Raw genomic sequence first — 25,770 nt, 5'->3', positions numbered from 1 at the left:
AGCGGGGTGCCGTTCTCAGCTGTCCTGTCGCATCATGGGGAAATGCTGGATGCACTGCGGCGACAGCTGAGCGAGTCGTTGTTCGAGCGGGTCGCGGGTCCCGACCGCGAGCGGCACGCGCGCCGGATCCACGAGACGCCCGGACCGCGCATGTTCGCCGACGACCGCCCGATCCGGCACGTCCACGCGGACCACGCCATGTTCATCGGCGGGCTGAGGGCGTTGTTGCTGCAGTCGTTGCACCCGCTGGCGATGGCCGCGGTCGCCCAGCACTCCGACTACCGCACCGATCCGTGGGGACGGTTGCAGCGCACGAGCCTGTTCATCGGCGTCACCACCTACGGCACGCTCAGCGACGCGCACAAGGCGATCGAACGGCTCGGGCGCGTGCACGAGCACATCCACGGCACCGCGCCGGACGGTCGTCCGTACCGCGCCGGCGACCCGCACCTGCTGACCTGGGTGCACGTGGCCGAGGTCGACAGCTTCCTGCGCTGCCACCGCAAGTACGGCGAGAAGCCCCTCGACTCCTACGACGAGTACGTGGCCGACATGGCCGTGATCGCGGACGCGATGGGCATCCCGGACCCGCCGCGCACGACCGCCGAGCTCGACGCCGCGCTCAACTCCTACCGCCCCGAGCTCAAGGGCACGCCCGAAGCTCGGGAAGCGGCGAAGTTCCTGCTGCTCAAAGCCCCTCTGCCGGTGCTGGCGCGCGGGCCGTACGGGATCCTGAGCGCCACGGCCGTGGCGAGCCTGCCGGTGTGGGCGCGGATCCCGTTGCGACTGCCGTACCTGCCGATCGCCGAAGCGACGGGTGTGCGGTTCGCGGGTCACGCGTTGATGCGCGGCCTTCGGTGGGTCACGGGCTGAGGAAGTCCATCACCAGGGGAGTGGCCACCGCGCGGAACTCCTCGAAGTAGCCGTGGCGTGCACCCTCGATGAGGTGCGTGCGCGCGCCCGGAATCCGCTCGGTGATGAGCGGAGCGTTCGCCGTGGGGTTGAAGATGTCGTCGGTCCCGTGCACCACGAGGGTCGGTGCGGTGATCGACGGCAGCACGTCCCACGCGTCGTGCTCGGCGCTCGCGAAGAGGTGCCTCTTACGGGCGTGCGGCGGCATGGCCGGGTCTCCGAGCGTGTTGAACGGCCCGCGGTACGACGGCGTGTACATCAGCGCTTCCAACGCCTTGCGCGCCTTCATCGCGTCGACCTGCGCCAGCGACCTGCGCACCTCGGCGCTGCGCTCGATCGCGTGCGAGCCGCCGGGGGAGGTGCAGCCGAGCACCAGCCGGTCGACGCGTTCGCCGTGCGAGGCGGCGAGCCACTGCGCGATCCGGCCGCCCATCGACGTGCCGTAGACGTGCGCGGAGCCGATGCCCGCGTCGTCGAGGACCGCGACGCAGTCCGACGCGAAGAGCTGGGTGCTGTACGGGGCGTCGGGTTTGTCGCTGGCACCGGTGCCGCGGTGGTCGGTGACGATCGTCGTGAACCTCGCGGCGAAGTCCGGGCGCACCTGCGTCCACCAGCGCGACGAGTTGGACTGACCGGCGATCAGCAACAGCGGAGGCCCGGAGCCCTCGACCGAGTAGAAGAGCCTGGTTCCGTCGGCGGCACGAGCATGAGGCACGACTGGACAGTCTAGAACCTTGACTCGGTGGTAGATGGTCTAGTCCAATTCGAGGTGACCCCCTGCCGGCCGCCAACGCGTAGGACGGAGCAGCCGATGCTGTTCGCTCGAATATCCGCGGTGGCCGCACTGGTGCTCGGCACCGTGATCGTGAGCCTCGCCCCCGCCAGTGCCGCCGGAGTCACGGCGACGCTGACCAAGCAGTCCTGGGACACCGGGTACACCGCGACGGTGACGATCAAGAACGAGACCAGCGCGCCCATCAGCTCGTGGAAGGTCGAGTTCGACTACCCCGCGTCGACCTCGGTCGGTGCCTACTGGGACTCGCTGCTCACCAAGAGCGGCAACCACTACGCGTTCGTCAACCGCGAGTACAACGGTTCCGTCGCGCCCGGTGCCAGCGTCACGTTCGGCTTCAACGCCACCGGCACCGCCGATCCGGCCAACTGCAAGATCAACGGTGGGGCCTGCACGGGTGGTGGCACCTCACCGACGACGACCACCACAACGACGACGACCACGACTACTACGACGACTGGGCCGCCGCCCACCGGCAGCCTGCCGCGCAAGGTTCTCGTCGGCTACCTGCACGCCAGCTTCGCCAACGGTTCCGGCTACATCCGCATGAAGGACGTGCCGGACGAGTGGGACGTCATCAACCTCTCGTTCGCCGAACCCACCAGCGCGACGAGCGGTGAGCTGTGGTTCAGCCAGTGCTCGGTCGCGGAGTGCCCGAACGTCGAGTCCGAGGCCGAGTTCATCGCCGGCATCCGCGCCCAGCAGCAGAAGGGCAAGAAGGTCCTGATCTCCATCGGCGGTCAGAACGGCCAGGTGCGGCTCGAGACCGCGGCGGCGCGTGACGCGTTCGTGCGGTCGGTCGGCGCGATCATCGACAAGTACGGGCTGAACGGGCTCGACGTCGACTTCGAGGGCCACTCGCTGTCGTTGAACGCGGGCGACGTCGACTTCCGGAACCCCACGACGCCGGTGGTCGTGAACCTGATCTCCGCGCTGCGGTCGCTGAAGTCCCGCTACGGCGCCAGCTTCGTGCTCACCATGGCGCCGGAGACGTTCTTCGTGCAGGTCGGCTACCAGTTCTACGGCGGCGCCGGTGGTGGTGACGCGCGCACGGGCGCATACCTGCCCGTGATCGAGGCGATGCGCAACGACCTGACGTTGCTGCACGTGCAGGACTACAACTCCGGACCCGTGATGGGCCTGGACAACCAGTACCACAACATGGGTGGCGCGGACTTCCACGTGGCGATGACCGACATGCTGCTAGCCGGCTTCCCGGTGCGCGGTGACACGTCGAAGGTCTTCGCGCCGTTGCGCCAGGAACAGGTCGCGATCGGCCTGCCCGCCGCGCTGTACGCGGGCAACGGATTCACGTCCGTTGCGGACGTCCACACCGCGCTCGACTGCCTCACCAAGGGGTCGAACTGCGGCAGCTACCGCCCGAAGGGCGTCTACCCCAACCTGCGCGGCCTCATGACCTGGTCGATCAACTGGGACAAGTACAACAACTACGAGTTCTCCAAGTCCCACAGGGCTTATCTACCCCGATGACGGCGTGGGGGCGGCGCCGCGCCGCCCCCATCCCCAGTCACGCCAGCGTGGACCAGAACTCCAGTTCATAGGCCTGGAGAAGGCGGCCGTAGCGCCACGCGTGCTTCGGCTGCCAGCCTGAGTCCAGGGCGGCCTGGACGGCCGCGAGCGCGCGTTCCTCCAGCTGCGGGGCGGGCGTGGCGAAGAAGTCCACGAACGCGCACGCCTCGTCGCCGAACCCGTAGTGCTCGCGCAGCCCCTTCGCCATGCGGGCGCAGTAGCCGCCCCACGCGGTGAAGTTGGCCAGGATCGCGAGGATCACGTCGGTCGGTTCGCCGTTGAGCGCCATCCACGCCTGGAACGCCGGGTAGGCCTGGCAGCCGGGGAAGGGCTCGTAGTTCTGGAAGTCCTTCGACGACATGCCGGCGGCGTTCGCGAGCGGCTCCAGCATCGGCAGCACGAGCTCCTCACCGCCCGCCAGCAACGTGAAGAAGCCCCGCGCGTTCGGCTCGCTCGCCTTCGACGCCAGCGCGAGGAATGTTCGCCAGTCCGACGACACGATGTGGTTCTCTTCCGCGGCGAACGTGGCGATCACGGCCCGCGGTGCTTCGCCCGTTTCGATCAGCTTGACCACGAGGTTGTCGTGCTCACCGGGGTGCAGCTCCGTCCGGATGCGCGTGACCAGCTCTTTTGCGTTCATGGACCACGATTCTTCCGCACAGGAGAAATCGTTCGCCAGAACGGCGCGCGGTCGGGGACCATCTTCGCTCGTGGCTGAACACACCTACCGAGTACTCGTCCGCGGCCGCTTCGCCGACCTGACCGACGACCAGCGCGCCGGCTTGCGGGAGCGCCTCGAGGGCTTCGACTTCCTGCGCAGCGGCGGGTTCACCGAGGACGGCGCGCTGACGTTCGACGAGAAGCTCGACTTCTTCAGCTACCGCGTGATCCTCACCGCCGCCGACAAGCCGGACGACGCGGGACTGCGGCGCGCGACCACGGCCCTCGACGCGCTGGGCGTCGACTACCGGGGCCTGCGCGCCACCGTCACCGACATGGACGAGATGAAGATCAACCGGCCGAAACGGCTGGGCTGAGCGCGGTTTCGAGCACGGCAGCGGCGTCCAGGGCCAGGTCCTCCCGGTACATCCGGGAGATCACCTGGACGCCGGTCGGCAGTCCGTCGCGCAGCCCGGTCGGCACCGCGACCGCCGGCAGCCCGGCGAAACTGGTCGCCTCGCACAGCTTCGTCGCCTCGAAGTACCCGGCGAGCGCCTCGGGGCTGCGGCGGTCCTGGTCCGGCTCGTAGGACGGGATCGTAGACACGGGGCCGACCAGCACCGGCCAGCGGTCGAGCAACCGAGCCCACTCGCGCTGGACTGCGAGCCGGGTGGCCGTCACCGCGAGGAACTCCGCCAGGTCGAGCGCCGGCCGGACCTTCAGCAGGTGGCGGGCGTTGAGGGCGACTTCCTCACCGGCGAACGCGGCGAACTGCTCGTACCCGAGCGCGATCGGCGTGGCGATCATCCGCAACGACAGCTCCGCCGCCTCGTCCACGCGCGGTGCCTCGACCGGTTCGACCTCGTAACCGGCGTCCACCAGGCGTTTCGCGGCCTCCTCGACCACCGGGTCACCCGGTACGAAGCCCGCCATCCTCGGAGCCGGTGGGCCGGAGGCGGGCACCGGCACGACGCGAGGGTCGGCAGGGTCCGCGCCGCACAGCAGGTCGTGCACCAGCCGCAGGTCGGCGACGGTGCGGGCGAGCGGGCCCTCGACCGTCATGACCTGGGTCGGGAACGACGGGTCGGCCTGACCGAAGACCGCACCCTGCGGATAGCGGCCGTAGCTCGGCTTCAGCGCACAGACGCCGTTCAGGAACGCCGGCAGCCGCAACGATCCACCGCTGTCGTTGCCGATCCCGAAGCGCACCATGCCCGTGGCCACCGCGACCGCGTCACCACCGGAGCTGCCGCCGGGTGACTTGGAGGCGTCCCACGGGTTGACGGTGTGCCCGGCCAGGTCGCTGCACGTGTGCATGCCGCGGGCGTTGAGCGTCGGCATGTTCGCGTGCCCGACCGGTGTGGCTCCTGCGGCCCGCAGCCGTGCCACGATCGGTGCGTCCGCAGTCTTCATGTTGCCGGTCAACGACTTCAGGCCGTGCGTGGTGGCGGTGCGCGCGACGTCGATGTTGGCCTTGACGGAGAACAACGCTCCGGCGAGCGGGCCGGTCGCGTCGTCCGGCACGTCGAACACGGTGGTCAGGGCATTGTAGATCGGGTTCAAGGTTTCGATGAGCTGCAACTGCTCGGTGAACATCCCCATGCTCCAGTCTATGCGGACCGGAGCACGGGGATGCGCGGTCGTAACCGCTCAGCGGAACATCACGGGTAATTCGCCAGGTAGGCCTCTGTCGACCCGGCAGTCACCCTTCCACCCGAGTTGTTGATGATGTGCTCGATGGTGCCCTTGCCGCCCAACGAGATCGTCACCATGCTGTGGAACTTCACCCCCGGCGTCTGAGGCACCTCGAACGCCCGGTCCGCCACCACGCTCGGGTTGGCGTTGGCGAAGATGTAGCTGCCCAGGCCCCACGCCTCGTGCGTCGTGACGTTGTTGGAGACCTTGTACGCCGCGTAGCCGCGCGTCGAGCCGTTCATCCACGCTGCCTGGTTGGGCACCTCGTACGGCATTTCGTTCTGGTAGAAGTATGTCCGGCCGCCCTGGCCGTTCCAGATGGTCTGGTACTTCTGGTAGTGCTCGACGAACAAGCCGTACATCGTCACGTTGCTGCCGTTGACGATGAGTCCCGTGTCGGCCTTGTTGAGGTCCCATCCGACGCCGTCGCGGTGGTCGGCACGCCACAGCCAGAGGTGGTCGCCGATCACGTCGGAGGAGTTGACCACCAACGAGGTCGTGGCACGTCCGACGGCTGAACCGCCGATGCGCACGTACAGGTCGTGCACCGACGTCGGGTTGGCCTGGTGGCGTGCGGAGCTGCCGGGTGCGCCGATCTGCATCAGCAGCGGTGAGTTCGTCGGGGCCGCGTCGAGCAGCAGGCCCGCGACCTTCACACCGTCCACATCGGCCACGTCGAGCGCCATGTTGCCGTTGGTGGGCATGACGGTCGCCAGTCCGAGGCCCATCACCACGGTGTCGGGGCGCGTGACCCGGATGGGCTCGCTCACCTGGTGGATGCCCGGCGTGAGCAGCAGGTGCTTGCCGGCCGCGAGCTGCTGGTTCATCGTCGCGGCCGAAGTGCCCGGCTTGGCGATGAAGAAGTTCGACAATGGGATGTTCGTGCCCTGCTGGTTGCCGCCGGCCCACGTCGTGCCACTGGAGTTGGAGCGCAGGGCCGGGACGAACACGTTGTAGTTGCCGGCGGTGTCGATGTTCAGGAACGGCTTCTCACGCACGACAGGGGTTTGCGCGACGTTCGTGTACGGCGGCTCGGGGAACGAGGTCTGCGGGGCGTTGCGGGCACCGACGAAGACCATGTTCCAGTTCTCGCCGGTCCACGAGCCCCACTCGGTGTTGCGCGACAGCCACTGCTGCTGGCTGCCCGACCGCACCTGACCGGTGACCACGGAGTCGGCCAGGAAACCACCGCTGGACCAGCCGTTGTCGTCGAGCTGCATGTTGCCGTAGACGTGGGTGCGGCGCATCGCGGAGGCCTGCGAGACGGCCCACGTGTTGGTGCCGCCCGGCGGCCGGATCGCGAGGTTCTCCGCGCCGCGCCAGAAGTTGTGCGTCGCGTTGCCCTGGAACCAGTCGGCCTCGACGTGCACCTGGCCGTTGATGTTCACCTGGTCGGGGTTCAGGCCGAGCCCGAGCACCTGGGTGACGAAGCCGATGTTTACGTCGACGTTGTAGTTGCCGGGCTTGAAGAAGATCGCGAACCGGCGTGCGTCGTACTGACCCTCTTCCTGCTGCCGGAAGACGTCGTTGAGCCGCGACTGGATGGTGCTCGCGGGCATCGACGGGTCGAAGATCAGCACGTTCGGGCCGAAGTCCGGCTGCGTCGGGTCGGGCGGCGAGGAGGTCGTGAGCCTGAACGCCTGGGCGTTGGTCCCGTTGCAGGTGTACTGGACCAGCTGGACGTCGTTGGTGGTCGCGCCGGGCACGTCGAGGCACTTGCCGCTGTGCCTGCTCACGAACCGGTAGGTGTCGGTGCCCACCTGTTCCGGGCGCCACTGCTGGTTGTTCGCGTTGAAGTTCTGCCACATGTGGATCAGCGCGTTGTCCGCGGCCGACACGTTCGAGACGTCCCAGACCGCGCCTTCACCGACCGTGTAGTAGCCGTCGCTCGTGGGCGTGAAGGTCCACTTCTGCCCAGTGCACCCTTGTTGGCGGAGTTGTGCGCCGTTCGCCGATCCAAGCGACTCCACGCACTTTCCGCTGCCGACGTTCGTCACCTGATAAGCGGTTCCGGGCACCACGTCGGCCTGCGCCGCGACCGTCCACACAGGAACGACCGCTGCTGCCGCCAACGCTGCCACCAGCAGGGGGATTCTCACGGCTCACAGGGTGGGGGCGGTTTGTTGCAACCGTCAACGAACCTAACTGTTTCCGGTCGTGTTCCGGTATTGACAAATCAATTTGTCAAATGGGACCGTGCTGGGCGTGGAGCTGTCGCCGTTGCGCCGCTCGCTGCTGGAGCTGCTGAAGTCGCCCGCGTCGGCGACCCAGCTGGCGGCGGCCCTCGACCTGCCGCGGCAACGGGTGAACTACCACGTCCGGGCGCTGGAACAGGCAGGACTCGTCGAGCTGGTCGAGGAGCGGCAACGGCGCGGCTGCGTCGAACGCGTGCTGCGCGCCCGGCCGGGCCGTGAGATCGCCGCGGACGTCCAGGACCAGTTCGCCGCGACGCACCTGGTGTCGGTGGCCGCGGACACCGCGCGTGAGGTGGAACGGATGTCCGGCGCCGCCGCGGCTGCGGGAAAACGCTTGCTCACCTTCACGGTCGAGACGGCGGTCCGCTTCGGCGCGCCGGGTGACGTCCACGAGTTCACGAGCGACCTCGCCGAAGCGGTGCGGCAGATCGCGTTGAAGTACGACACCGACTCCGGCCGCCCGTACCGGGTGGTCGCCTTGGGCCATCCAGGAGTGTCCGATGAGCGATGAGGGCGTCAGAATCGAGATCACCGTGGCCGCGCCGGTCGACGAGGTGTGGGAGTCGTTCCGCGACAAGCAGAAGATTCTGCACTGGCACGGCTGGGAGTACGACGGCCTGGAGCAGGAGATCGACGGCACGTTCTTCACCGACGCGGAGGAGACGGGCGCGCACGCGCTGTCCATCCACGGGCACGACACGTTCACGCTGACCCCGGTCCCGGAAGGCACGCGGGTGGTGCTCACGCGTGCGCCCAAGGGCACGTTGCCGGAGTGGGACGAGTACTACGACGACATCACCGAAGGCTGGATCACCTTCCTTCACCAGCTGAAGTTCGCGCACGAGTACCAGCCCGGACGGGCTCGCCGCACGTTGTTCTGGCCTCACGAGGTGTCGTTGGGGATCTCGGGGAAGCCGTTCTTCGAGTCAGCTCATCAGCGCGGGGTCGTGGTGGAGGAGTGGGGGCCGGGGCTGTTGATCACCTCGCCGAAGGTGTCCGTCGCGACGACCTACGGGGTGTCGGACGACGAGCTGGAGGTGTTGCGCCAGAAGGGCGGCGCGTCGTGAGGTGAGTCAGCGCCACAATCGATCGATGGAGGCTGACGACTTCCGCGGACGGCTCGTGCCCGGCGCCGACCTTCGCGGAGTCACCTTTCCTTCCTTCGACGACCTGCACGGCACAAACCTGCACGGCGCGGACCTCCACGACGCGAACCTCGAGCCAGTCGGCAACCGGGGTGACGGTTTTGGCGCGGGACTCTGCAGCGCCGATCTGTCCGGAGCCGATCTTCGCGGGGCTCGGCTCGGATGCCCCGACTTCAACGGAGCGAATCTCCGCGGCGCGAACCTCTCCGGGCTCGATCTCGGACGGCGTGGGCAGTTCGACATGACCGACTTCGGCCGTGCCGACCTCACCGGTGCCGACCTGTCCGGCATCAACGTCGACGGCGGTAGCTTCGCGCGCGCACTTCTCGACGCGGCCGACCTCACCGGCGCCGTGCTCACCTCCTGCTGGCTGCGCGAGGCCAGTCTGGTCGGCGCGAGCCTCGTCCGAGCAGATCTCTGGAAGGCGAACCTCACCTCCGCCGACCTGCGCGGCGCGGACTTCACCGACGCGCTGCTCCCCATGCCTGCCGGGCGGCTGGACCTCGAGGTGTTCGGTGGCGCCCGCTTCGACTCCTCCACGCGCTGGTCTGAGAGGACGCGCGCCCTGGCCCTGGCCAACTCGGTCGCCGTCCCCGACGGCACTCATGTGATCAACACACCGCCTGCGCCACCCGCACCGCCTGTCCAGAAACCCCGGCGCCTCCAGAAGGCAGCAGGCCGCGTGGTCGCGTTCGTGTGCGGTGCCGGCCTGACGATCATGGCGGCGCTGACCGTGACCGGCGACGTCGTCTGGGTGAACGGTGCCGGTGAGCCCATCACCAACATCTTCGTCCGCCTGCTGACAGGGCTGCTCTACGGCTTCTGGGGGTTGGGCATGGTGGGCGCCGGCATCCTCGGGTTCCCGGAGGAGTCGCACAGCAGTTCCAGCGGCAGCTCCGGTGGCGGCGTCGGCTTCGACGGCGACGACGGTGGCGGCTGCGGCATCTTCGTCGACTGAGATCAGGTCCCGGTCGACCCGAAGAACCGCGCCAGGAAGTCGTTGCGGAACACGCCCTTCGGGTCGTGCTCCCGCAGCAGCGCCCGGAACGAGTCCCACTGCGGGTAGCGCGCCGCCAGCAACGTCGGTGGCACGGTGAAGAGCTTGCCCCAGTGCGGACGCGGCGCGATGGCCTCCTCCAGGCGTGGCAGCAGGGCCAGCACGGCCGGGGTGTTCGGCACCCAGGTGAAGTGGATCGCCAGGCTCTCGCGGTCGTGGGCCGGGCTGAGCCACTGCGGCTCGGCGGAGATCGTGCGGATCTCGCAGGCCTGGACGAGCGGCGAGATCACCGTGGACATCTCCGCCAGGGCCCGCAACGCCGTCACCGCGCGGGTGCGGGGGACGAAGTACTCGGTCTGCAGCTCCTCTCCCACGGACGGGGTGAACTCGGCGCGGAAGTGGGGGAGGCGCTCGTGCCACGGGCCGGGCACGCCTCCCTGCTGGGTGCAGTGCACCGGTGGCTGGCCGACGACCGGGTGGCGCGGGCCCGAGGCCGCCTGGCCGGGGAAGGCGAAGGCCGGATCGCCGACGCGGTGCTTCACCCAGAGGGTCGCGCCGCCCTGCCAGTCGACGAACGCGCTCACGCTGTACGCGCCGTCGAAGATCTGCTCCAGCGAGGTCAGCAGCGTGGTCCAGGCGACGTCCTCGTAGACGGTCTGCTCCACCTGGAACGACGGCACGACGTCCAGCGTCACCGTGGTGACCACGCCCAGGCCGCCCAGCGACACGGCGGCGCCCGCGGAGGACAGTTCGACGACCGAGCCGTCGCCGCGCATCACCTCGACGGACCGGACCGCGCCGGCGAGGGAGCGGCTGCCCGAGCCGTGGGTGGCGGTGGCGATCGCGCCCGCGATCGTGATGTGCGGCAGGGACGGCAACGTGTGCAGCGCGAGGCCCGAGGACTCCAGCAGCACGGCGAGTGTCGCCAGGGTCGTGCCGGCGCTGACCCGCACCGTGGCACCGTCGACCTCGAAGACCTGGGGCATGGCCGACAGGGACACGAGCGTGCCCGCCGTGTCGGCGATCGGGCTGAACGAGTGCCCGGAGCCGACCACGTGCACGGCGGACGAGCCGCGCACGGTCGCCCGCAGTTCATCGGCCGACGTCGGTTCGACTACCTGCGCCGCGGTGAACGTGACGTTGCCCGCCCAGTTGGTCCTCATATGCACACGGTAAGCGTCCAAAACGGGTTGCGGGCGGTGGCAGGGTGGATCTTCGTGGGAAACGACGTGCGGAAGCTCCGCGACCTGGCAGACCTGGTCACCCCGATGACGCTGCGGGTCGCGGTCACCCTCGGCCTGCCCGACCGCCTCCGCGAGAACGCCGCGACCACAGACCTGGCGGCAGAACTCGGCGTCGACCCGACGGCTCTCGGCCTCCTGCTCAACCACCTGACCACGCTCGGTGTCGTCGAACGCACCGCGACCGGCCACCGCACCACGGAGTTCGGCGCACTGCTCTGCACGGACGCCGGCAACGGGCTGAACAACCTGCTGCACCACGACACCGCCGCCGGACGCGCCGACCTGGCGTTCATCGACCTGATCCACAGCGTCCGCACCGGTGAAGCCGCCTACCCGCTGCGTCACGGCCAGGACTTCTGGACCGACCTCGCCGAACAACCGCACCTGCGCGAGGCGTTCGACCGGCAGATGACCGACCGGATGCGCGACTGGATCCCGCAGGTCGTGGCCAACTTCGACTGGTCGCGCTTCGGCACGCTCGTCGACGTCGGCGGTGGTCACGGCACGCTGCTCGCCGCGATCCTCACCGCGCACCCCGGGATGCGCGGCCACCTGGTCGACCTCGAGGAGACCGCCGCGGGCGCACGGGAGCTGCTCGGTGATCGCGCCGAGGTGACCGGGGGCAGTTTCTTCGGCCCGCTGCCCACCGGTGGTGACGCCTACCTGCTGTTCGACGTCCTCCACGACTGGGACGACGAGCAGGCCCACCGGATCCTCGCCCGCTGCGTCGAGGCGATGCCCGAGCACGGACGGCTGCTCGTCATCGAATCCCTCGGAGGTGTGGGTGGTGGAACCTGGTTCGACCTGACCATGCTCGTGCACTTCGGCGGGCGCGACCGGCTGCTCGAAGACTTCACGGAACTGGCCTCAGCACACGGATTGGCCCTCGAATCAGTAACTGAGGTGACCACTGGGCGCAGTCTGCTCGAATTCCGCAAACATCCGATCTAAAGTGGGAGCGGGCCGCCGCCTGAGGACGAGAGGACTCCTGATGCGAGCGGTCGTGGCAGCCCTGTTGATCGTGCTGAGCGCGGCACCCGCGCACGCGGCGCCGGAGATCAGTGTGAGAGTGGATTCGGCGAGCGTGAGCCGGGTCGGCAGGGACTTCGCCGGCTTCAGCTACGAGAAGGACCGGGTCGGCGCGCGGATGTTCAACGCCCGCAACGCAGGCCTGGTTCGCCTCTTCCGCCTGCTCGGCCCGAGCCTGTTGCGGATCGGCGGCAACCTGGTGGACATGACCACCTGGAACCCGGACGGCCCCGGCGGCAGGGCGGAGGAGGTCACCCCGGCGGACGTCCGCGAGCTCGCGCTGTTCGCGAAGGCCACGGGCTGGAAGGTCGTCTACGGCATCAACCTCAAGACCAACACGCCGGAGAAGGCCGCCGACGAAGCAGAGGTGGCGGCGAGGACGCTCGGCGGCGACCTGGTGGCGTTCGAGATCGGCAACGAGCCGAACGTCTACGTCAAGACGTGGCCGGAGTACGAGGCGCTGTTCACGAAGTTCGCCGACGCCATCAGGGCGAGGGTGCCCGGCGCGCGGTTCGACGGTCCCGGCCAGGCCAACAGCAGCTCGTGGGCGGAGGACTTCGCCCGCACGCAGAAGGACAGGGGAGTGAACATCCTGTCCACGCACGTCTACATCGCGAAGAACACCGAAGCCGACATCACGAAGATGCTGGCGTCGAGCTCCTCCGGCAGGCTGCCCACCATCTCGGCCGCGATGCAGAAGGCCTGGTCCGCCAACGGGATACCGCAGTGGCGCGTCACCGAGGCGAACAACTACTTCCACGGTGGCGCGGACGGCGTCAGCAACGTGCAGGCGGCGGCGCTGTGGTCGCTCGACTACCTGTCGGGTGTCGCGGCGCGGCAGGGTGCGGGCATCAACTTCCACGGCGGCACCTCCACGCAGTTCCCGCTGCACTACTCGCCGATCCGCTACGACGGGCTCAATCCCGTTGGTGTGCAGGCGGTTTACTACGGTGAGCTGTTGTGGAAACTGGCCGGACCCGGTGCCTACCACGCGGCGAGCGTCGCCGGGGCGGACGCGGTCACGGCGTGGGGAATCGGCAACAACGCGTTCGTCAACAACAAGAGCGCGGGCGCGGTGACCGCGACGATCACCTTGCCCGCCAAGGCCCGGCACGCACGGGTCTACGTGCTGACCGCGCCGAAGCTGGACTCCAAGGAGATCACCCTCGCGGGTTCCGAGGTCGACGAGAACGGGAAGTTCACGCCGCGGCCCAAGAACGTGGAGGTGACCGGCACGACGACCAGGGTCGACGTGCCGGCCGGAAGCGCGGTGCTGGTGGTCAGTCGCTGAGCGAGGCGATCCGCTCCTGCGCCTCGGCGAGATCGTCAGGCGTGGGGGCGTCGTCCTGGGTCAGCGCCCGCCGCCAGTAGCCGGCGAACTCGATGTCCTTCTTGGACACTCCCAGCCCGACGAAGTGCCTGCGCAGCGCTCGCACCGCCGACGCCTCGCCGCCGAGCCACACCCACACCGACGACGGGACCTCGACCGCCGACACCACCGAGACCAGGTCCTCGCCTGCACTGCGGTGCACCCAGCGGACACCGGGGACGTCCTGCTCCTCCGCCGGGTCCGCCACCTCGACGAACGCGAGGAAGCGCTGCTCACCGGGCAGCAGTTCCAGCAGTGAGGCGATCGCGGGCAACGCCGTCTCGTCGCCCGCGAACAGCAGCAGGTCCGCGGCGCCGAGCGGCCGGGCGTACTCCGGTGACGGGCCGAACCGGCCGATGACGTCACCGACCCGCGCGGACGCGGCCCAGCGCGAGGCCGGGCCGCCGTCGCCGTGCAGCACGAAGTCGACGGTCAGCACGCCGTCGGCCAGCGACCGGACGGTGAAGCTGCGCATCCACGGCCGTTCGTCCTCGGGCATGTCCATGTACGCCTGGTACCAGGTGCCGACGTCGGGGGAGTCCGACACGTGCGCCGAGCAGCCGGGCTTGGGGAACAACAGCTTCAGCTGCTGGTCCGGCCACGTGCCCACGCCGGACAACCCGTCCCCGCTGAACGTCAGGCGCACCATGCGCGGGGTCAGCGGCCTCACCGAGGTCACGGTCAGCATCACGACAAGTACTCCTTGAGGTGCCGTGCGGTCAGGGTGTCCGAGGCGATGAGCTCAGCCGGTGTGCCGGTGAAGACGACCTGGCCGCCGTCGTGCCCAGCGCCGGGGCCCATGTCGACGATCCAGTCGGCGTGCGCCATCACGGCCAGGTGGTGCTCGATCACGATCACCGTGTTGCCGGCGTCGATCAGCTGGTCGAGCAGCCCGAGCAGCTGGTCGACGTCCGCGAGGTGCAGGCCGGAGGTGGGTTCGTCCAGCACGTACGTGGAAGCCTTCTCCGCCATGTGGATCGCGAGCTTCAGCCGCTGGCGTTCACCGCCGGACAACGTGGTCAGCGGTTGGCCGAGCGAGAGGTACGACAGGCCAACGTCGTGCAGCCGGCTCAGCACGGCGTTCGCCTGACCGGACGGGAAGAAGTCGCGCGCCTCGGCCACGGACATGCCGAGCACCTCGCTGATGTTCTTGCCCCGCAACGTGTAGCGCAGCACCTCGGGCGTGAAGCGCTTGCCCTCGCACTTCTCGCACACCGTCGCGACACCGGCCATCATCGCCAGGTCGGTGTAGACGAGACCGATGCCCTTGCAGTGCGTGCACGCGCCATCGGAGTTCGCGCTGAACAACGCCGCCTTCACGCCGTTGGCCTTGGCGAAGGCCGTCCGCACCGAGTCGAGCAGGCCGGTGTAGGTGGCGGGGTTCGACCTGCGCGAGCCGCGGATGGCCGACTGGTCCACCGTCACGACGTCCGGCCGCCCGCGCAGGGAGCCGTGGATCAGCGACGACTTGCCGGAGCCGGCGACACCGGTGACCACCGTCAGCACGCCGCGCGGGAGGTCGACCGAGACGTCCTTGAGGTTGTTGAGCCTCGCGCCGTTGATCGTCAGGAAACCCTTGGGGGAGCGGAACTCCGGCCGCAGCTTCGCGCGGTGGTCGAGGTGCCGTCCCGTCAACGTGCCGGACGTGCGCAGACCGGCCACGTCACCGGAGTAGCAGACGTGGCCGCCGTGCACGCCCGCGCCGGGACCCAGGTCGACCACGTGGTCGGCGATCGCGATGGTCTCCGGCTTGTGCTCGACGACGAGGACGGTGTTGCCCTTGTCCCGCAACTGGAGCAGGAGGTTGTTCATGCGCTGGATGTCGTGCGGGTGCAGGCCGACGGTCGGTTCGTCGAACACGTAGGTGATGTCGGTCAGCGACGATCCCAGGTGCCGCACCATCTTCACGCGCTGCGACTCCCCGCCGGACAGCGTCGCGGACTCGCGGTCGAGCGACAGGTAGCCCAAGCCGATCTCGACCAGCGAGTCGAGCGTCTCGCGCAACGTCGCCAGCAGCGGTGCGACGGACGGGTCGTCGAGCGAGCGGACGAACTCGGCGAGGTCGCTGATCTGCATGGCGCAGCAGTCCGCGATGTTCACCCCGCGGATCTTCGAGCCGAGCGCGGCCTCGTTCAGCCGGGCGCCCCGGCAGTCCGGGCAGGTCGCGAACGTGACGGCCCGGTCGACGAACGCCCGCACGTGCGGCTGCATCGACTCGCGGTCCTTGGCGAGGATCGTCCGCTGCAGCTTCGGGATCAGGCCGTCGTAGGTGACGTTGGTGCCGCCGACGTTCAGCTTCGTCGTGGGCTTGTACAGGAAGTCGTGCAGCTCCTGCTCGGTGAACTCGCTGATCGGCTTGTCCGCCGGGTACAGCCCGGACTTCGCGAGCACCTGCCAGTACCAGGTGCCGACGCCGTAGTTCGGGGCGTCGATCGCGCCGTCGTTCAACGACTTCGACCGGTCGACGATGGCGTCGACGTCGATCGTGGTGACCTTGCCGAGCCCCTCGCAGGCAGGGCACATGCCCTCCGGCAGGTTGAAGCTGAACGCCCCGGACGTGCCGACGTGCGGCTCGCCGAGCCTGCTGAACACGATCCGGAGCATGGTGTGCGCGTCGGTCGCGGTGCCGACGGTGGAACGGGAGTTCGCCCCCATCCGCTCCTGGTCGACGATGATCGCCGCGCTCAGGTTGCGCAGCGCGTCCACGTCCGGACGCCCGATCGACGGCATGAACGACTGCAGGAACGCGGTGTAGGTCTCGTTGATCATGCGCTGCGACTCGGCCGCGATCGTGCCGAAGACCAGCGAGGACTTGCCGGAGCCGGACACGCCGGTGAAGACGGTCAGGCGGCGTTTGGGGACGTCGAGCGACACGTCCGCGAGGTTGTTCTCCCTCGCCCCGCGGACCTCGATCACGTCGTGGCTGTCGGCGACAGCGTTCACAGCTGCTTCCCCCAAGGATGATTCTTTATGCCGTAAAGTATGAGCCGTTCGAGGTTACTTTAGGCTGTAAGGAGTCGCAACCGTGGTCGTCTACGCAGGTCAGGGCGATCCGCGCCGGTCCATCGAGCTGCTCTGGCGCGGGACGGTTGCGGAGAAGCGGCCCGGCCCGAAGCCGGGCCTGAGCGTGGACGCGATCGTCGACGCGGGCATCGCCGTGGCGGACGAGCAGGGCATGGCGTTCTCGATGCGGGCGGTGGGGGAACGGCTCGGGCGCACCGCCATGGCGCTCTACACCTACGTGCCCGGCAAGAACGAGCTGGTCGACCTGATGTACGACCGCACGATGGCCGAGCTGCCGACGTCCTACCCGCTCGACGACGGCTGGCGGCCCGCCGTCACGCGGTGGGCGCACGACATGTGGGAGTTCTACGGCCGTCACCCGTGGGTGCTGCAGGTGTCGCAGGCACGCCCGGTCCTCGGACCGCACGAGTTCGCGGTGGTCGAGGCGCTGGCCAGGATCCTCGTCACCACCGGGCTGCCCGGTCGTCAGCTGCGCGGCATCGTCGGCGCCATCAACTACTTCGTGCGCGGTGCCGCCCAGACGGTCGCGGAGGCACGTGCCGCCGGCGGCGCGACAGGTGAGGCCGACGAGGAGTGGTGGTACGCGCGGTCCGCCGTGCTGATGGAGATCGAGCCGGACCTGGCGAAGAAGTTCCCGGTGCTGCACCTGCTGGAAAGCGACCGCGAACCCGTCGACCCGGAGCTGCCGTACCTGGAGAACGACGCCGTCGAGAACTTCCGCAACGGGTTGCGGGTGCTGCTCGACGGGATCGAGGGCGCTGTGGCGAAACCGTGACGAAGCACGGACGTTCCCAGTACGTGGAGTCGATGAGATCGTGCCCATGGCAATCGGGAGAGTCCTGGTGGCCGTCGCCGTCGCGATGATGCTGACCTCGCCGAGCACGGCCGCGACCACGTCCCCGGACGACTACAGCCCAGCCGTCATGCGAATGGACTACGCGGTCGGGGACCTGACGGCCCACGTGCACGCGCCACGCACCCTCGTCGGCGCGCGGCCGCTGGTGTTCGGCGTCCACGACGACCTCGCACGGGAGAAGGCACGGCAGGGGTTCGTCGTGGTCGTGGTCGACGACCGCTGGTCGGTGGCGGCGCACGAGGAGCTGTGACGTGAGCTGAACGCGGGCGGCGGGCCTCTGGCGGAACGGTTCGCCGGGTTCGTCGGCAACGTCGCTGTGGCAGAACCGTGACATGGTCCGGACAAGATCCCTACACGCGGGCGATGAGATCTTCGGCATGGCAATCGGAAAAGCCGCGGCCGTCGTCGTGATGGCGATGGCGCTGACCGCGCCGGCCACCTCAGCAGCTCCAGGACAGGACGTCAGAAAGGTCGAGTACTCGCTCGGTGATCGGGCCTTCCAGGTGCCCGGCTTTCACACCGATCCGGACGGCCCCGTCGCGGATCTCGAACTCACCGCGGTCGTGCACGCACCGCGCACGCTCGTCGGCAAACGGCCGCTTGTGCTGCTCGCGCACGGCCTCTGGAAACCGTGCCGCGACGACCAGTGGGTCTGGCCATGTCCGGCCGGGGACGCGTTCCCGAGCTACCGCGGGTACGACTACCTGGGGCAGGAGCTGGCGCGCCAGGGTTTCGTGGTCGTGTCGGTGAGCTTCAACGGCGTCAACGCCGGGGAGATGGGCCAGCCAGCGGACATCGCCAGGGCCGCTGTGATGAGCAAGCACCTCGAGATGTGGCGTGACCTGAACAACGGCACGGGCCCGCTCAGCGGGAAGCTGCAAGGGTTTCGCGGGCACGTCGACCTGACCGACGTCGGCACGCTCGGCCACTCGCGCGGCGGCCGCGGCGCGGTCTGGCAGGCGTCGGACAGCCACGCGGACGCACTGCCCGCCGGGGTCCGGATCAAGGCGGTTCTTCCGCTGGCACCCGCCGGGTACTACGCGCCGAACCCGGAGGCGCCGGAGAACCTCGACTACCGCATCACGAAGATCCCCTTCGCGGTCATGACAGGAGAATGCGACCCGGCGTGGGAACAGGCGAGCTACTACGTCCGCAACGCGCAGGGCCGCAACCTCGTCCCCGTCCACCTGGTCACGCCGAAGCGTGCCAACCACAACTTCTTCAACACCGAGTGGACCTACGACAACGACGGACACTGCCAGGACACCGGTCTGACGCCTGAACAGCAGCGGAAGGTCGCCACCACCTACATCCCGGCGTTCTTCCGCCAGTACCTGTACGGCACTCCGAACCCGATCGTCAGCCGCGGCTATCCCGGCGTCGACGTCGTCACGCATCAACCGATCGGCTAAGCCTCAACACGACTTTAAGGGGTCGCTTCCCCCTTCCGTCACTGCCAGGGTGGGTGGCGGAAGGGGGAAATTCCATGCTCAGAACCACAGCGCTGCTCACGGCAGCGTTAGTAGTGCTGACCGCCTCACCCGCCACGGCACACGCCTCGGCGGACTGGGCCGGATGGCAGAACGACCTCAACGGTTCCCGTCACAACGCCGCCGAATGGCGCATCAACGCGGGCAACACGAGCAAGCTCGAGCTGAAGTGGGCGTTCGCGTACCCCAAGGGCGACTTCAACGCCGTCCGCAGCCAGCCGGCCGTCGTCGGCGACACCGTCTACTTCGGTGGCCCCGACGGGAAGTTCTACGCCCGCGACAAGCGCACCGGGAAAGCCAGGTGGGAGTTCACGCTCCCGGCGGCGCCCCGGTACGCGTTCAACTCCGACGGGCCGACCGTCAGCGACGGCAAGGTCTTCTTCGGCGACAGCGCGGGCAGGCTGTTCGCGCTCGACCAGCGGACCGGCCGCCAGCGCTGGCAGACCCAGATGGACGACACCGTCGCCGCCATCACGACCAGCTCGCCGATCGTCCACAACGGACTGGTGTACGTCGGCACGTCCAGCAGCGAGAACGTGTTGCCGCGCGACTACCCGTGCTGCACGTTCCGCGGTCACATCGATGCCTACGACATCGACACCGGTGCGCTGGTCTGGCGCCACTACACGGTGCCGGAACCGGTCGAGGTCGGCACGTGGCCCAACGGCGCCAAGCGGTTCGAGCCGTCCGGCGCCGGGGTGTGGAGCTCACCGGCGATCGACCGCAGGACCGGCACGCTCTACGTCGGCACCGGCCAGAACTACACCGGCAAGGGCGGCGAGTTCGACTCGCTGCTCGCGCTCGACGCCCGCACCGGCGCGGTGAGGTGGACCAACCAGGTCACCGACGCCGACACGTGGCGCTGGGCGTGCAACGAACCGGATCCCGAGGGCTACTGCCCCGGCCTGAAGGACAACACCAACCTCGACTACGACATCGGCGCGGCACCGACCCTGTTCTCGGCAGGCGGCAGGCAGCTCGTCGGTGTCGGCCAGAAGTCCGGTGTGTACCACGTGTTCGACGCGTCGACCGGTCAGGTCGTGTGGCGGCGGCAGCTCGGTTCGCCGTGGCCCAGCGGCGGCATCGGCGGTATCCAGTGGGGTACGAGCTACGACGGCAAGCGGCTCTACATCGCCACGTACTTCGCGAATCCCGGCAAGCTCTTCGCGGTGGATCCCGCCACCGGCACCGTCCTGTGGGAGACCGCGGCACCCGAGGACGGGTGTTCCACGGGGGGTGCGGCCGGCCAGCCGGGATGTGCGCGGGCGCACGGCGTTCCGGTGTCCAGCACGCCCGGTGTGGTGTGGCTGGGCGCGCAGGACGGCAAGTTCCGCGCGTACAGCACGAAGACCGGCAAGATCCTGTGGTCCCACGACACCGTGCAGGACGTTCGCGGCGTCAACGGACTGACCGGCCGCGGCGGTGTCATGGCCGGTCCCGGCACGGGCGCGGTGGTGTCGGACGGCATGGTCTACGTGCAGTCGGGCTACTCCTCGGACTGGGTCAACCCGCACGGGTCCGTGCTACTGGTCTTCGGTCTGTAGCTTCGCCAGCACGCGTCCGGCCGGCAGACCGGCTTCCGCGTGCAGTCTCACCGAGGTCTGCCAGGCCTCCCGAGCGAGCTCGGCGTCACCCGCGGCCGCGTGGGCGTCGCCGAGCTCCTCGTACGCGGTCGCTTCGAGGGAACGGTCGCCGCCGATCCGGAAGTGCTCCGCGGACCGGGTGAACGCCTCGACGGCCTTCGCGTGCTCGCCCAGCCCGAGGTAGGCGGTCCCGAGGTTGTCCCACGTCTCGCCCTGGCCGAGGACGTGCCCCATCGCCTGCCACATCGGCATCACGCGTTCGCCGTACTCCAGCGCCAACGCGTACTCGCCGAGCTTGCCGTGGCCCCACGCGAGTCCGGTCAGCGCGTTGGCCTGCCCGTACTCGTCGCCGCACTCCTCGAACAACGCCAGGCCGCGCCGCGTGTGCTCCACCGCCTCCGCGATCCTGTCGTCGGGGCACAGCATCGCCATGTTCAGCAGCACGCCCGCCTGGCCCGCCGGGTTGCCCTCGTACACCTCGAACGCCCGCCGCAGCGCCACCTCCGCCTCGGCGTGCCGGCCCGCCCTGCCGAGACCGCGGCCGAGGTTGATCAGCGTGCGGCCGAGACCGTCGGCGTCGTCGAGCTGTTCCAGCGCGGCGACGGCGAGTTGTTGAGACGTCAGCAGATCGCGGTAGTGGGCCTGCCGGTCGAGGACGTCGGCGAGCGACCAGCCCATCAGCCACGTCTGGACCGGGGTGCCGTGCGGCATCGCCGACATCAGCGTCGGGTGCTCGGCCGTCAGCCACGCCAGCGCTTCCTCCTGCGTGCTGATCGGCGTGATCACCACGCCGTCGGCCGGTTCCGGGGTGGCCGGGCGGTGGCGGGTCGGGGTGAACGCGACGCCCGCCTCGACGCTCGTGAGGGCGAGGTGGTCGAGCAACCGGTGCAGGGCCTCGTCCCGTTCGGTCGGCAGCGCCAGCTCGGCCGCGTAGTCGCGCAGCAGGTCGTGGCAGGTGAACCGGCCGGACTCCGGTTCGTCGATCAGGTTCGCCCTGGCCAGTTCCTCCAGCAGCGCCGCGGTCTCCCGCAACCCCCGGCCCGCGAGCGACGCGGCACCCGCCAGGCTGATGTCGGAGCCCGGCATGAGCCCGAGCAACCGGAACAACCGCAACGCCTCGGCGCTGAGTGCCTTGCAGGAGTGGGAGAACACCGACCGCAGGTCCGCGGTCACGTCATCGTCGTCGGCGAACGCGTCCAGGTCGGCGAGCTCGTCGGCCAGCGCCGCCAACGGGAACTCCGGCTGCGTCGCGGCCCGCGCCCCGGCCACCGCGAGCGCCAGCGGAAGCCGGGCGCAGCGCCGGACGACCGTGTCGACCGCGTCCGGTTCCGCCTGCGCGCGGTCGTGACCGATGCGGGCGGCCAGCAGCTCACGTGCGTCGTCGGGCGGCAGCAGTCCCAGCGGCAACGCGTGGGCGTGCGCGGGTTTCAGCGACGTTCGGCTGGTGATCACCACGTGCGTGTTCGGGGTGCGCGGCAGCAACGGTTCGATCTGGTCGGTGTCCGTGGCGTTGTCGAGGACCATCAGCACGCGCTTGTCCGCGAGCGCGTCCCGCAGCAACGCCGACTGCCCCGCCAGGTCGTGCGGCACCTTGGTGCGCGGCACGTCGAGCGCCGACAGGAACCGCAGCAGCGCGTCGCCGGGGCTGACCGCCGCGCCGCTCGGCCCGAACCCGTGCAGGTTCACGTAGAGCTGGCCGTCCGGGAACCTTTCCGCGGCCCGGTGCGCCCAGTGCACGGCGAGCGAGGTCTTGCCGACCCCGCCGGTGCCGGTGATCACCACGACCCCGTTCGGTGCCTGGTCCAGCTCCGCCAGTTCCAGCGCCCTGCCGGTGAAAGGCTTGGGAGGGGCGGGAAGCTGCCGCGGTGCCGAGGCCGACTGGAGGCGCCGGTGCAGGGTGATCAGGGGCCGTGACGGCTCGGCACCCAGCTCGTCCTGCAACCGCTGCCTGATCACCTCGAAGTGCCTGGCGGCCTCGGTCGCGCGGCCGCTGCCGTGCAACGCCTCGATCAGCTGAGCGGCGATCCGTTCGTCCAGCGGGCGAACGGCTGCGAGCGCCCGCAGCTCGGGCACCAGCGCCGCGTGCTCGCCCTGGCGCAGCCGCGCGTCGACGTGGTCCAGCCGCGCTTCGAGGAGCTCGTCCGCGAAGGCCGCGCGACGCCCGCGCGCCCACGGTGTGTCCAGTGTGGACAGCAGTTCGGCCTCGGCGAGCGGCAACGCCTCGGCGGTCCTGCCGGTGCGCACCAGGTGCCGGAAGAGGTGCAGGTCGATCTCCAGCGGGTCGACCCGCACCACGTAGCCGGTGCCCTCGCGTTCGACCAGGCCGGGCAACGTCTGCCGCAGCCGGGTCAGCCAGGTCTGCACCATCGCGCGGGCGCGTGGCGGCGGTGCGTCACCCAGGACGCGTTCGACCAGGTCGTCGGCGCTGATCGCCTGGCCGGCGTCGACGAGCAGGACGCCGAGGAGCGCCCCCAGCCGCGTCTGGCCGAACTCGGTCACGCGGCCGCGCACCTGCGCCGAGACCCCGCCGAAGACCGTGAACCGCACGGTGATCACCGTAACCGCTCACGCGCGACCCTCACAAAAGAAACGCCTCTCGCAGTTCCGCCGCCATCAGCTCCGGAACCTCGAAGGCCGCGAAGTGCCCGCCGCGGGGCATTTCGGTCCACCGCACGATGTTGTGGTTGCGTTCGGCCATCCTGCGGATCGGTACCCCCGCGTCGTGCGGGAACACCGCGACCGAGGTCGGTGTCCGCGAATCGGGCTCCAGTTCGCCCCACGTCTCGTCCCCCTCCTGGTAGTACCGTGCCGACGAGCCCGCCGTCCTGGTGAACCAGAAGATCGACGCGTCGGTCAGCAGCGTGCCGAGGGGTACCCCGATCTCCGGGTCGCTCCACGTGGGGAACGTCCACTCGATCCGCTCCAGCTGCGCCTCGCTGCTCATGCTGGTCGGCACGGCCTGCCGCGACCACAGATTCCGGGCGAGGGTGGCGGACAGGTGCCCGGCGCGCAGGCCGACGAGTGGCGCCGCTACGGAAATTTTCCGCTGTCGACGAAAATTCACGTCACGTGCGGGTCGGTGGCGAGACCATGGACGACGTGGTGTTCATGCTCGCGAGCATCACCGTGGAGTTCGAGGTGGTGTCGCCGCCGGAACTGGCCGCCGCGCTGGTGCGGGCGGCGGAGCGGTTTCGCCGGGCGGCGAAACTCTAGAGCTTTTCTCAGGCTCCTGACAGGAGACTCCAAGCCAGGCAGGGCTTAGTGGAGTGCAGGGAGGTCCGCCATGCTGATCGATCGCACCATGCCACTGGGCACCGCGCTGACCGTGACCTGTGCGTCAGACCGTGGACCACGCACGCACAACGCCGACGCGTACGCGCACAACCGCCGCACGTTCGTCGTGGCCGACGGCGTGGGTGACTCCGCTGCCGCCGCCGAGGCCGCGCACGCCGCCGCTCAGGCCGCCGCCCTGCTCACCGACCCGGTCGCCGCGATCCTCGCCGCCCGTGACGCGCTGCAGGTGCACGCCGGTGACGCGGTGATCGTCGTCGCGGTGGCGCGTCCCGGCGGCGGCTTCGACGTGGCGTGGGCCGGCGACGCCCGTGCGTACGCCTCGGACGGTGAGGACCTCGTCCAGCTCACGACCGACCACACGGTGGCCGAGTACTTCCGTGAGCGCGGTCTCGCCCCCGCCGCCAGGCTCGAGCACGTCGTCACCAACACCGTCCGGCACGCCACGCCCGAGAACGTCGGCCGGGCGGGCACGCGGGCCCAGCGGCTCGTGCTGGTGTCGGACGGCGTGTACGGACCGTTGAGGCACAACGGGATCGAGGCGATCACGTCCGGGCACGTGTCGGCGGAGCGGCTCGTGCGGGCGGCGCTGTACGCCGGCGGCACGGACAACGCGACCGCGCTCGTCGTCAGCTAGCGGCCTTCTTGCCGCCGCGCTTCTTCTTGCTCGCCTCGACGCTGCGCTGCAACGCCTCCATGAGGTCCACGACCCCCGTGGCCTCGGGAGGCTCGGCCTCGACCACGACCTCGCGACCCTTCTGCTTGGCCTTGATGAGCTTGTTGACCCGCTCGGTGTAGGTGTCCTTGTAGTCCTTCGGCCGCCAGTCGTCGGCCATCGACTCGACCAGCGACACGGCCATGTCGAGCTCCTTGCCGCGGGGCGCACGGCCTTCCGGTGTCGTGTCCAGCACGTCCTTCGGCTGCCTGATCTCGTCGGCGAAGAACAGCGTGTGCACGGCGAGGATGCCGTTGTCCTCCTTCAGCGCCGTGAGGTACTGCTTGCCGCGCATGACGAACATCGCGATGCCCGCCCGGTTCGTCTTCTTCATCGCCTGCGCCAGCAGGAGGTACGGCCGGGAGAACTCGGCTTTGGCCGGCCCGAGCCAGTAGGTCTTCTGGAAGTACACGGGGTCGATCTCGTCGATGTCCACGAACGCCTCGATGTCGAGCGTGCGGGAACGGCCGGGCGCGATCTCGTCCAGTTCCTCGGGTTCCACGACGACGTACTCGCCGCTGTCGACCTCGTGCCCCTTCACGATCTTGTCGTAGGGCACCTCACGTCCGGTGCGCTCGTTGACGCGCTTGTACCGGATGCGGTCGGACGTGCCGCGCTGGAACTGGTTGAAGTGCACGGTGTGGTCCTCGGTGGCGCTGTACAGCTCCACCGGGATGCTCACCAGCCCGAAACTGATCGACCCGCTCCAGATCGCCCGTGCCATGTGGTTCACGTACCCGTTGCACCACGGTTTGAACCACTTGTTGACGTTTGACCCCGTGCAACCTCCCGAGCCCAGAGGGAGTTTTCTGCTGATGATCGACAACCCACTGGGAGGACGTGCATGAGATTCGTACTGGGGATGCTGCTCTCCGCGGCAGCGCTCGTCGCGGGATCCGGGGTGGCACTGGCGGATCCGCCGCAGCCGCCCTTCAACGCCATCACGACCTGGGCGGACGCGGAAGTCCGCACCTGCCAGGCGTTGTCCTGCCCCGTGGTCTACGTGATCCCGGCGGGCCAGAAGGTGGTCCCCATCTGCTGGACGCGCGGCGAGATGATCTACGACCACGGCATCCGCAACAACATCTGGATCATGGTCGGCCTCAACGTCCAAGGTGACCGGCGCCTGGCCAGCGCCATCTACTTCACGGGCGACGAGCGCGGGAACGTGCCTTACGAGCAGGACTGCGGCCCGCTCTGATGCGCACCGGGGTGTGGCTGCCGAGCGGCCACACCCCCGCT

At 69.2% G+C, this 25,770-nt stretch carries 24 protein-coding genes and 1 pseudogene; 15 read left to right on the top strand and 10 right to left on the bottom strand.

All coding sequences use genetic code 11. The features are described from left to right. The first annotated feature begins 42 nt into the window (after positions 1–42). A complete protein-coding gene (locus tag AOM45_RS06035; protein ID WP_030470624.1) occupies positions 43–873 on the top strand; it encodes an oxygenase MpaB family protein in 831 nt (276 codons plus the stop codon). Here the strand turns inward: AOM45_RS06035 and AOM45_RS06030 are convergent. Further along, positions 863–1,627, bottom strand: coding sequence for an alpha/beta fold hydrolase (locus AOM45_RS06030; protein WP_030470625.1), 765 nt, complete (start codon positions 1,625–1,627; stop codon positions 863–865). The genes AOM45_RS06035 and AOM45_RS06030 overlap by 11 nt on opposite strands. 96 nt (positions 1,628–1,723) lie before the next feature. On the opposite strand from AOM45_RS06030, the gene AOM45_RS06025 reads away from it, so the two are divergent. Then, a complete protein-coding gene (locus AOM45_RS06025; RefSeq protein WP_030470626.1) occupies positions 1,724–3,196 on the top strand; it encodes a chitinase in 1,473 nt (490 codons plus the stop codon). Positions 3,197–3,233: 37 nt separating this feature from the next. On the opposite strand, the gene AOM45_RS06020 is transcribed toward AOM45_RS06025, so the two are convergent. Then, a complete protein-coding gene (locus tag AOM45_RS06020; protein WP_030470627.1) occupies positions 3,234–3,875 on the bottom strand; it encodes a thiaminase II/PqqC family protein in 642 nt (213 codons plus the stop codon). Positions 3,876–3,945: 70 nt separating this feature from the next. On the opposite strand from AOM45_RS06020, the gene AOM45_RS06015 reads away from it, so the two are divergent. Beyond that, positions 3,946–4,272, top strand: coding sequence for a DUF6204 family protein (locus AOM45_RS06015; protein ID WP_030470628.1), 327 nt, complete (start codon positions 3,946–3,948; stop codon positions 4,270–4,272). Here AOM45_RS06015 and AOM45_RS06010 read toward each other — a convergent pair. Further along, complete coding sequence (locus AOM45_RS06010) at positions 4,247–5,491, bottom strand: amidase family protein (RefSeq protein ID WP_051784212.1); 1,245 nt, start codon at positions 5,489–5,491, stop codon at positions 4,247–4,249. The two genes, AOM45_RS06015 and AOM45_RS06010, sit on opposite strands and share 26 nt — an antisense overlap. Before the next feature lie 65 nt (positions 5,492–5,556). Next, positions 5,557–7,689 (bottom strand): pectate lyase-like domain-containing protein, encoded by a 2,133-nt coding sequence (locus AOM45_RS06005; protein WP_372497381.1) that lies wholly within the window; start codon positions 7,687–7,689, stop codon positions 5,557–5,559. 97 nt (positions 7,690–7,786) lie between these two features. Between AOM45_RS06005 and AOM45_RS06000 the strand changes: the two genes are divergently transcribed. Genes AOM45_RS06000 through AOM45_RS05990 form a run of 3 tightly spaced genes read left to right on the top strand, consistent with a single transcriptional unit; the run spans position 7,787 to position 9,888 of the window. Beyond that, positions 7,787–8,296: an ArsR/SmtB family transcription factor gene (locus AOM45_RS06000; RefSeq protein ID WP_201779897.1), complete on the top strand. Its 510-nt coding sequence runs from the start codon at positions 7,787–7,789 to the stop codon at positions 8,294–8,296. Continuing rightward, positions 8,286–8,852, top strand: a complete 567-nt coding sequence (locus AOM45_RS05995) for an SRPBCC family protein (protein ID WP_051784214.1) — start codon at positions 8,286–8,288, stop codon at positions 8,850–8,852. Before AOM45_RS06000 ends, AOM45_RS05995 begins: the two co-directional genes overlap by 11 nt. A gap of 25 nt (positions 8,853–8,877) precedes the next feature. Then, positions 8,878–9,888: a pentapeptide repeat-containing protein gene (locus AOM45_RS05990; RefSeq protein ID WP_051784215.1), complete on the top strand. Its 1,011-nt coding sequence runs from the start codon at positions 8,878–8,880 to the stop codon at positions 9,886–9,888. A 2-nt stretch (positions 9,889–9,890) separates the two neighbouring features. Here AOM45_RS05990 and AOM45_RS05985 read toward each other — a convergent pair whose 3' ends face one another. Continuing rightward, positions 9,891–11,090 (bottom strand): FAD-binding protein, encoded by a 1,200-nt coding sequence (locus tag AOM45_RS05985; RefSeq protein ID WP_030470634.1) that lies wholly within the window; start codon positions 11,088–11,090, stop codon positions 9,891–9,893. A gap of 54 nt (positions 11,091–11,144) precedes the next feature. Here AOM45_RS05985 and AOM45_RS05980 point away from each other — a divergent pair, with 54 nt between their 5' ends. Both AOM45_RS05980 and AOM45_RS05975 read left to right on the top strand, forming a co-directional pair. After that, positions 11,145–12,122 (top strand): methyltransferase, encoded by a 978-nt coding sequence (locus tag AOM45_RS05980; RefSeq protein ID WP_035912107.1) that lies wholly within the window; start codon positions 11,145–11,147, stop codon positions 12,120–12,122. A 40-nt stretch (positions 12,123–12,162) separates the two neighbouring features. Then, the gene (locus tag AOM45_RS05975; protein ID WP_051784216.1) at positions 12,163–13,491 is read left to right on the top strand and encodes a glycosyl hydrolase family protein; all 1,329 of its coding nucleotides are present in this window, start codon (positions 12,163–12,165) and stop codon (positions 13,489–13,491) included. On the opposite strand, the gene AOM45_RS05970 is transcribed toward AOM45_RS05975, so the two are convergent. Next, positions 13,481–14,257: a siderophore-interacting protein gene (locus AOM45_RS05970; RefSeq protein ID WP_030470637.1), complete on the bottom strand. Its 777-nt coding sequence runs from the start codon at positions 14,255–14,257 to the stop codon at positions 13,481–13,483. The two genes, AOM45_RS05975 and AOM45_RS05970, sit on opposite strands and share 11 nt — an antisense overlap. After that, positions 14,257–16,512 (bottom strand): ATP-binding cassette domain-containing protein, encoded by a 2,256-nt coding sequence (locus tag AOM45_RS05965; RefSeq protein WP_030470638.1) that lies wholly within the window; start codon positions 16,510–16,512, stop codon positions 14,257–14,259. The genes AOM45_RS05970 and AOM45_RS05965 overlap by 1 nt, the downstream gene beginning before the upstream one ends. An 82-nt stretch (positions 16,513–16,594) precedes the next feature. Between AOM45_RS05965 and AOM45_RS05960 the strand changes: the two genes are divergently transcribed. From AOM45_RS05960 to AOM45_RS05945, 4 genes are all read left to right on the top strand, one after another. Beyond that, positions 16,595–17,368 carry a TetR/AcrR family transcriptional regulator C-terminal domain-containing protein gene (locus AOM45_RS05960; RefSeq protein ID WP_030470639.1) on the top strand — a complete coding sequence of 258 codons (774 nt, stop codon included), beginning with the start codon at positions 16,595–16,597 and terminating at the stop codon, positions 17,366–17,368. A 46-nt stretch (positions 17,369–17,414) separates the two neighbouring features. Further along, complete coding sequence (locus AOM45_RS05955) at positions 17,415–17,699, top strand: hypothetical protein (protein WP_156094143.1); 285 nt, start codon at positions 17,415–17,417, stop codon at positions 17,697–17,699. A 127-nt stretch (positions 17,700–17,826) separates the two neighbouring features. Then, positions 17,827–18,861 carry an alpha/beta hydrolase family protein gene (locus tag AOM45_RS05950; RefSeq protein WP_030470641.1) on the top strand — a complete coding sequence of 345 codons (1,035 nt, stop codon included), beginning with the start codon at positions 17,827–17,829 and terminating at the stop codon, positions 18,859–18,861. A gap of 74 nt (positions 18,862–18,935) precedes the next feature. After that, positions 18,936–20,483 carry an outer membrane protein assembly factor BamB family protein gene (locus AOM45_RS05945; RefSeq protein WP_030470642.1) on the top strand — a complete coding sequence of 516 codons (1,548 nt, stop codon included), beginning with the start codon at positions 18,936–18,938 and terminating at the stop codon, positions 20,481–20,483. Here the strand turns inward: AOM45_RS05945 and AOM45_RS05940 are convergent. Continuing rightward, positions 20,463–23,069, bottom strand: coding sequence for an AfsR/SARP family transcriptional regulator (locus AOM45_RS05940; protein ID WP_156094144.1), 2,607 nt, complete (start codon positions 23,067–23,069; stop codon positions 20,463–20,465). The genes AOM45_RS05945 and AOM45_RS05940 overlap by 21 nt on opposite strands. Before the next feature lie 31 nt (positions 23,070–23,100). Beyond that, on the bottom strand, positions 23,101–23,586 hold the full coding sequence (locus AOM45_RS05935; RefSeq protein ID WP_156094145.1) for an alpha/beta fold hydrolase: 486 nt from the start codon (positions 23,584–23,586) through the stop codon (positions 23,101–23,103). On the opposite strand from AOM45_RS05935, the gene AOM45_RS50600 reads away from it, so the two are divergent. Further along, a complete protein-coding gene (locus AOM45_RS50600) occupies positions 23,544–23,735 on the top strand; it encodes a WCX domain-containing protein (protein WP_443673998.1) in 192 nt (63 codons plus the stop codon). The two genes, AOM45_RS05935 and AOM45_RS50600, sit on opposite strands and share 43 nt — an antisense overlap. Before the next feature lie 70 nt (positions 23,736–23,805). Continuing rightward, positions 23,806–24,450, top strand: coding sequence for a PP2C family protein-serine/threonine phosphatase (locus tag AOM45_RS05930; RefSeq protein WP_236703174.1), 645 nt, complete (start codon positions 23,806–23,808; stop codon positions 24,448–24,450). A 4-nt stretch (positions 24,451–24,454) separates the two neighbouring features. Here AOM45_RS05930 and ku read toward each other — a convergent pair. Beyond that, positions 24,455–25,252: pseudogene (gene ku / locus AOM45_RS05925) on the bottom strand (non-homologous end joining protein Ku); the annotation flags it as partial. A 120-nt stretch (positions 25,253–25,372) separates the two neighbouring features. Here ku and AOM45_RS05920 point away from each other — a divergent pair. Beyond that, positions 25,373–25,729 (top strand): hypothetical protein, encoded by a 357-nt coding sequence (locus AOM45_RS05920; protein WP_156094147.1) that lies wholly within the window; start codon positions 25,373–25,375, stop codon positions 25,727–25,729. Positions 25,730–25,770 lie beyond the last annotated feature (41 nt).

The organism is Lentzea aerocolonigenes (assembly GCF_000974445.1).
Lineage (GTDB): Bacteria > Actinomycetota > Actinomycetes > Mycobacteriales > Pseudonocardiaceae > Lentzea > Lentzea aerocolonigenes.
The sequence above is the reverse complement of the archived record's forward strand: the minus strand, read 5'-3'. Positions and strand labels throughout refer to the sequence as shown.

Coding starts and splice junctions, on each gene's coding strand:
- AOM45_RS06035 (WP_030470624.1), top strand. CDS start 43: ATGCTGGATGCACTGCGGCGACAGCTGAGCGAGTCGTTGTTCGAGCGG.
- AOM45_RS06025 (WP_030470626.1), top strand. CDS start 1,724: ATGCTGTTCGCTCGAATATCCGCGGTGGCCGCACTGGTGCTCGGCACC.
- AOM45_RS06020 (WP_030470627.1), bottom strand. CDS start 3,875: ATGAACGCAAAAGAGCTGGTCACGCGCATCCGGACGGAGCTGCACCCC.
- AOM45_RS06010 (WP_051784212.1), bottom strand. CDS start 5,491: ATGTTCACCGAGCAGTTGCAGCTCATCGAAACCTTGAACCCGATCTAC.
- AOM45_RS05995 (WP_051784214.1), top strand. CDS start 8,286: ATGAGCGATGAGGGCGTCAGAATCGAGATCACCGTGGCCGCGCCGGTC.
- AOM45_RS05990 (WP_051784215.1), top strand. CDS start 8,878: ATGGAGGCTGACGACTTCCGCGGACGGCTCGTGCCCGGCGCCGACCTT.
- AOM45_RS05985 (WP_030470634.1), bottom strand. CDS start 11,090: ATGAGGACCAACTGGGCGGGCAACGTCACGTTCACCGCGGCGCAGGTA.
- AOM45_RS05975 (WP_051784216.1), top strand. CDS start 12,163: ATGCGAGCGGTCGTGGCAGCCCTGTTGATCGTGCTGAGCGCGGCACCC.
- AOM45_RS05970 (WP_030470637.1), bottom strand. CDS start 14,257: ATGCTGACCGTGACCTCGGTGAGGCCGCTGACCCCGCGCATGGTGCGC.
- AOM45_RS05955 (WP_156094143.1), top strand. CDS start 17,415: ATGGCAATCGGGAGAGTCCTGGTGGCCGTCGCCGTCGCGATGATGCTG.
- AOM45_RS05950 (WP_030470641.1), top strand. CDS start 17,827: ATGGCAATCGGAAAAGCCGCGGCCGTCGTCGTGATGGCGATGGCGCTG.
- AOM45_RS05945 (WP_030470642.1), top strand. CDS start 18,936: ATGCTCAGAACCACAGCGCTGCTCACGGCAGCGTTAGTAGTGCTGACC.
- AOM45_RS05930 (WP_236703174.1), top strand. CDS start 23,806: ATGCTGATCGATCGCACCATGCCACTGGGCACCGCGCTGACCGTGACC.
- AOM45_RS05920 (WP_156094147.1), top strand. CDS start 25,373: ATGAGATTCGTACTGGGGATGCTGCTCTCCGCGGCAGCGCTCGTCGCG.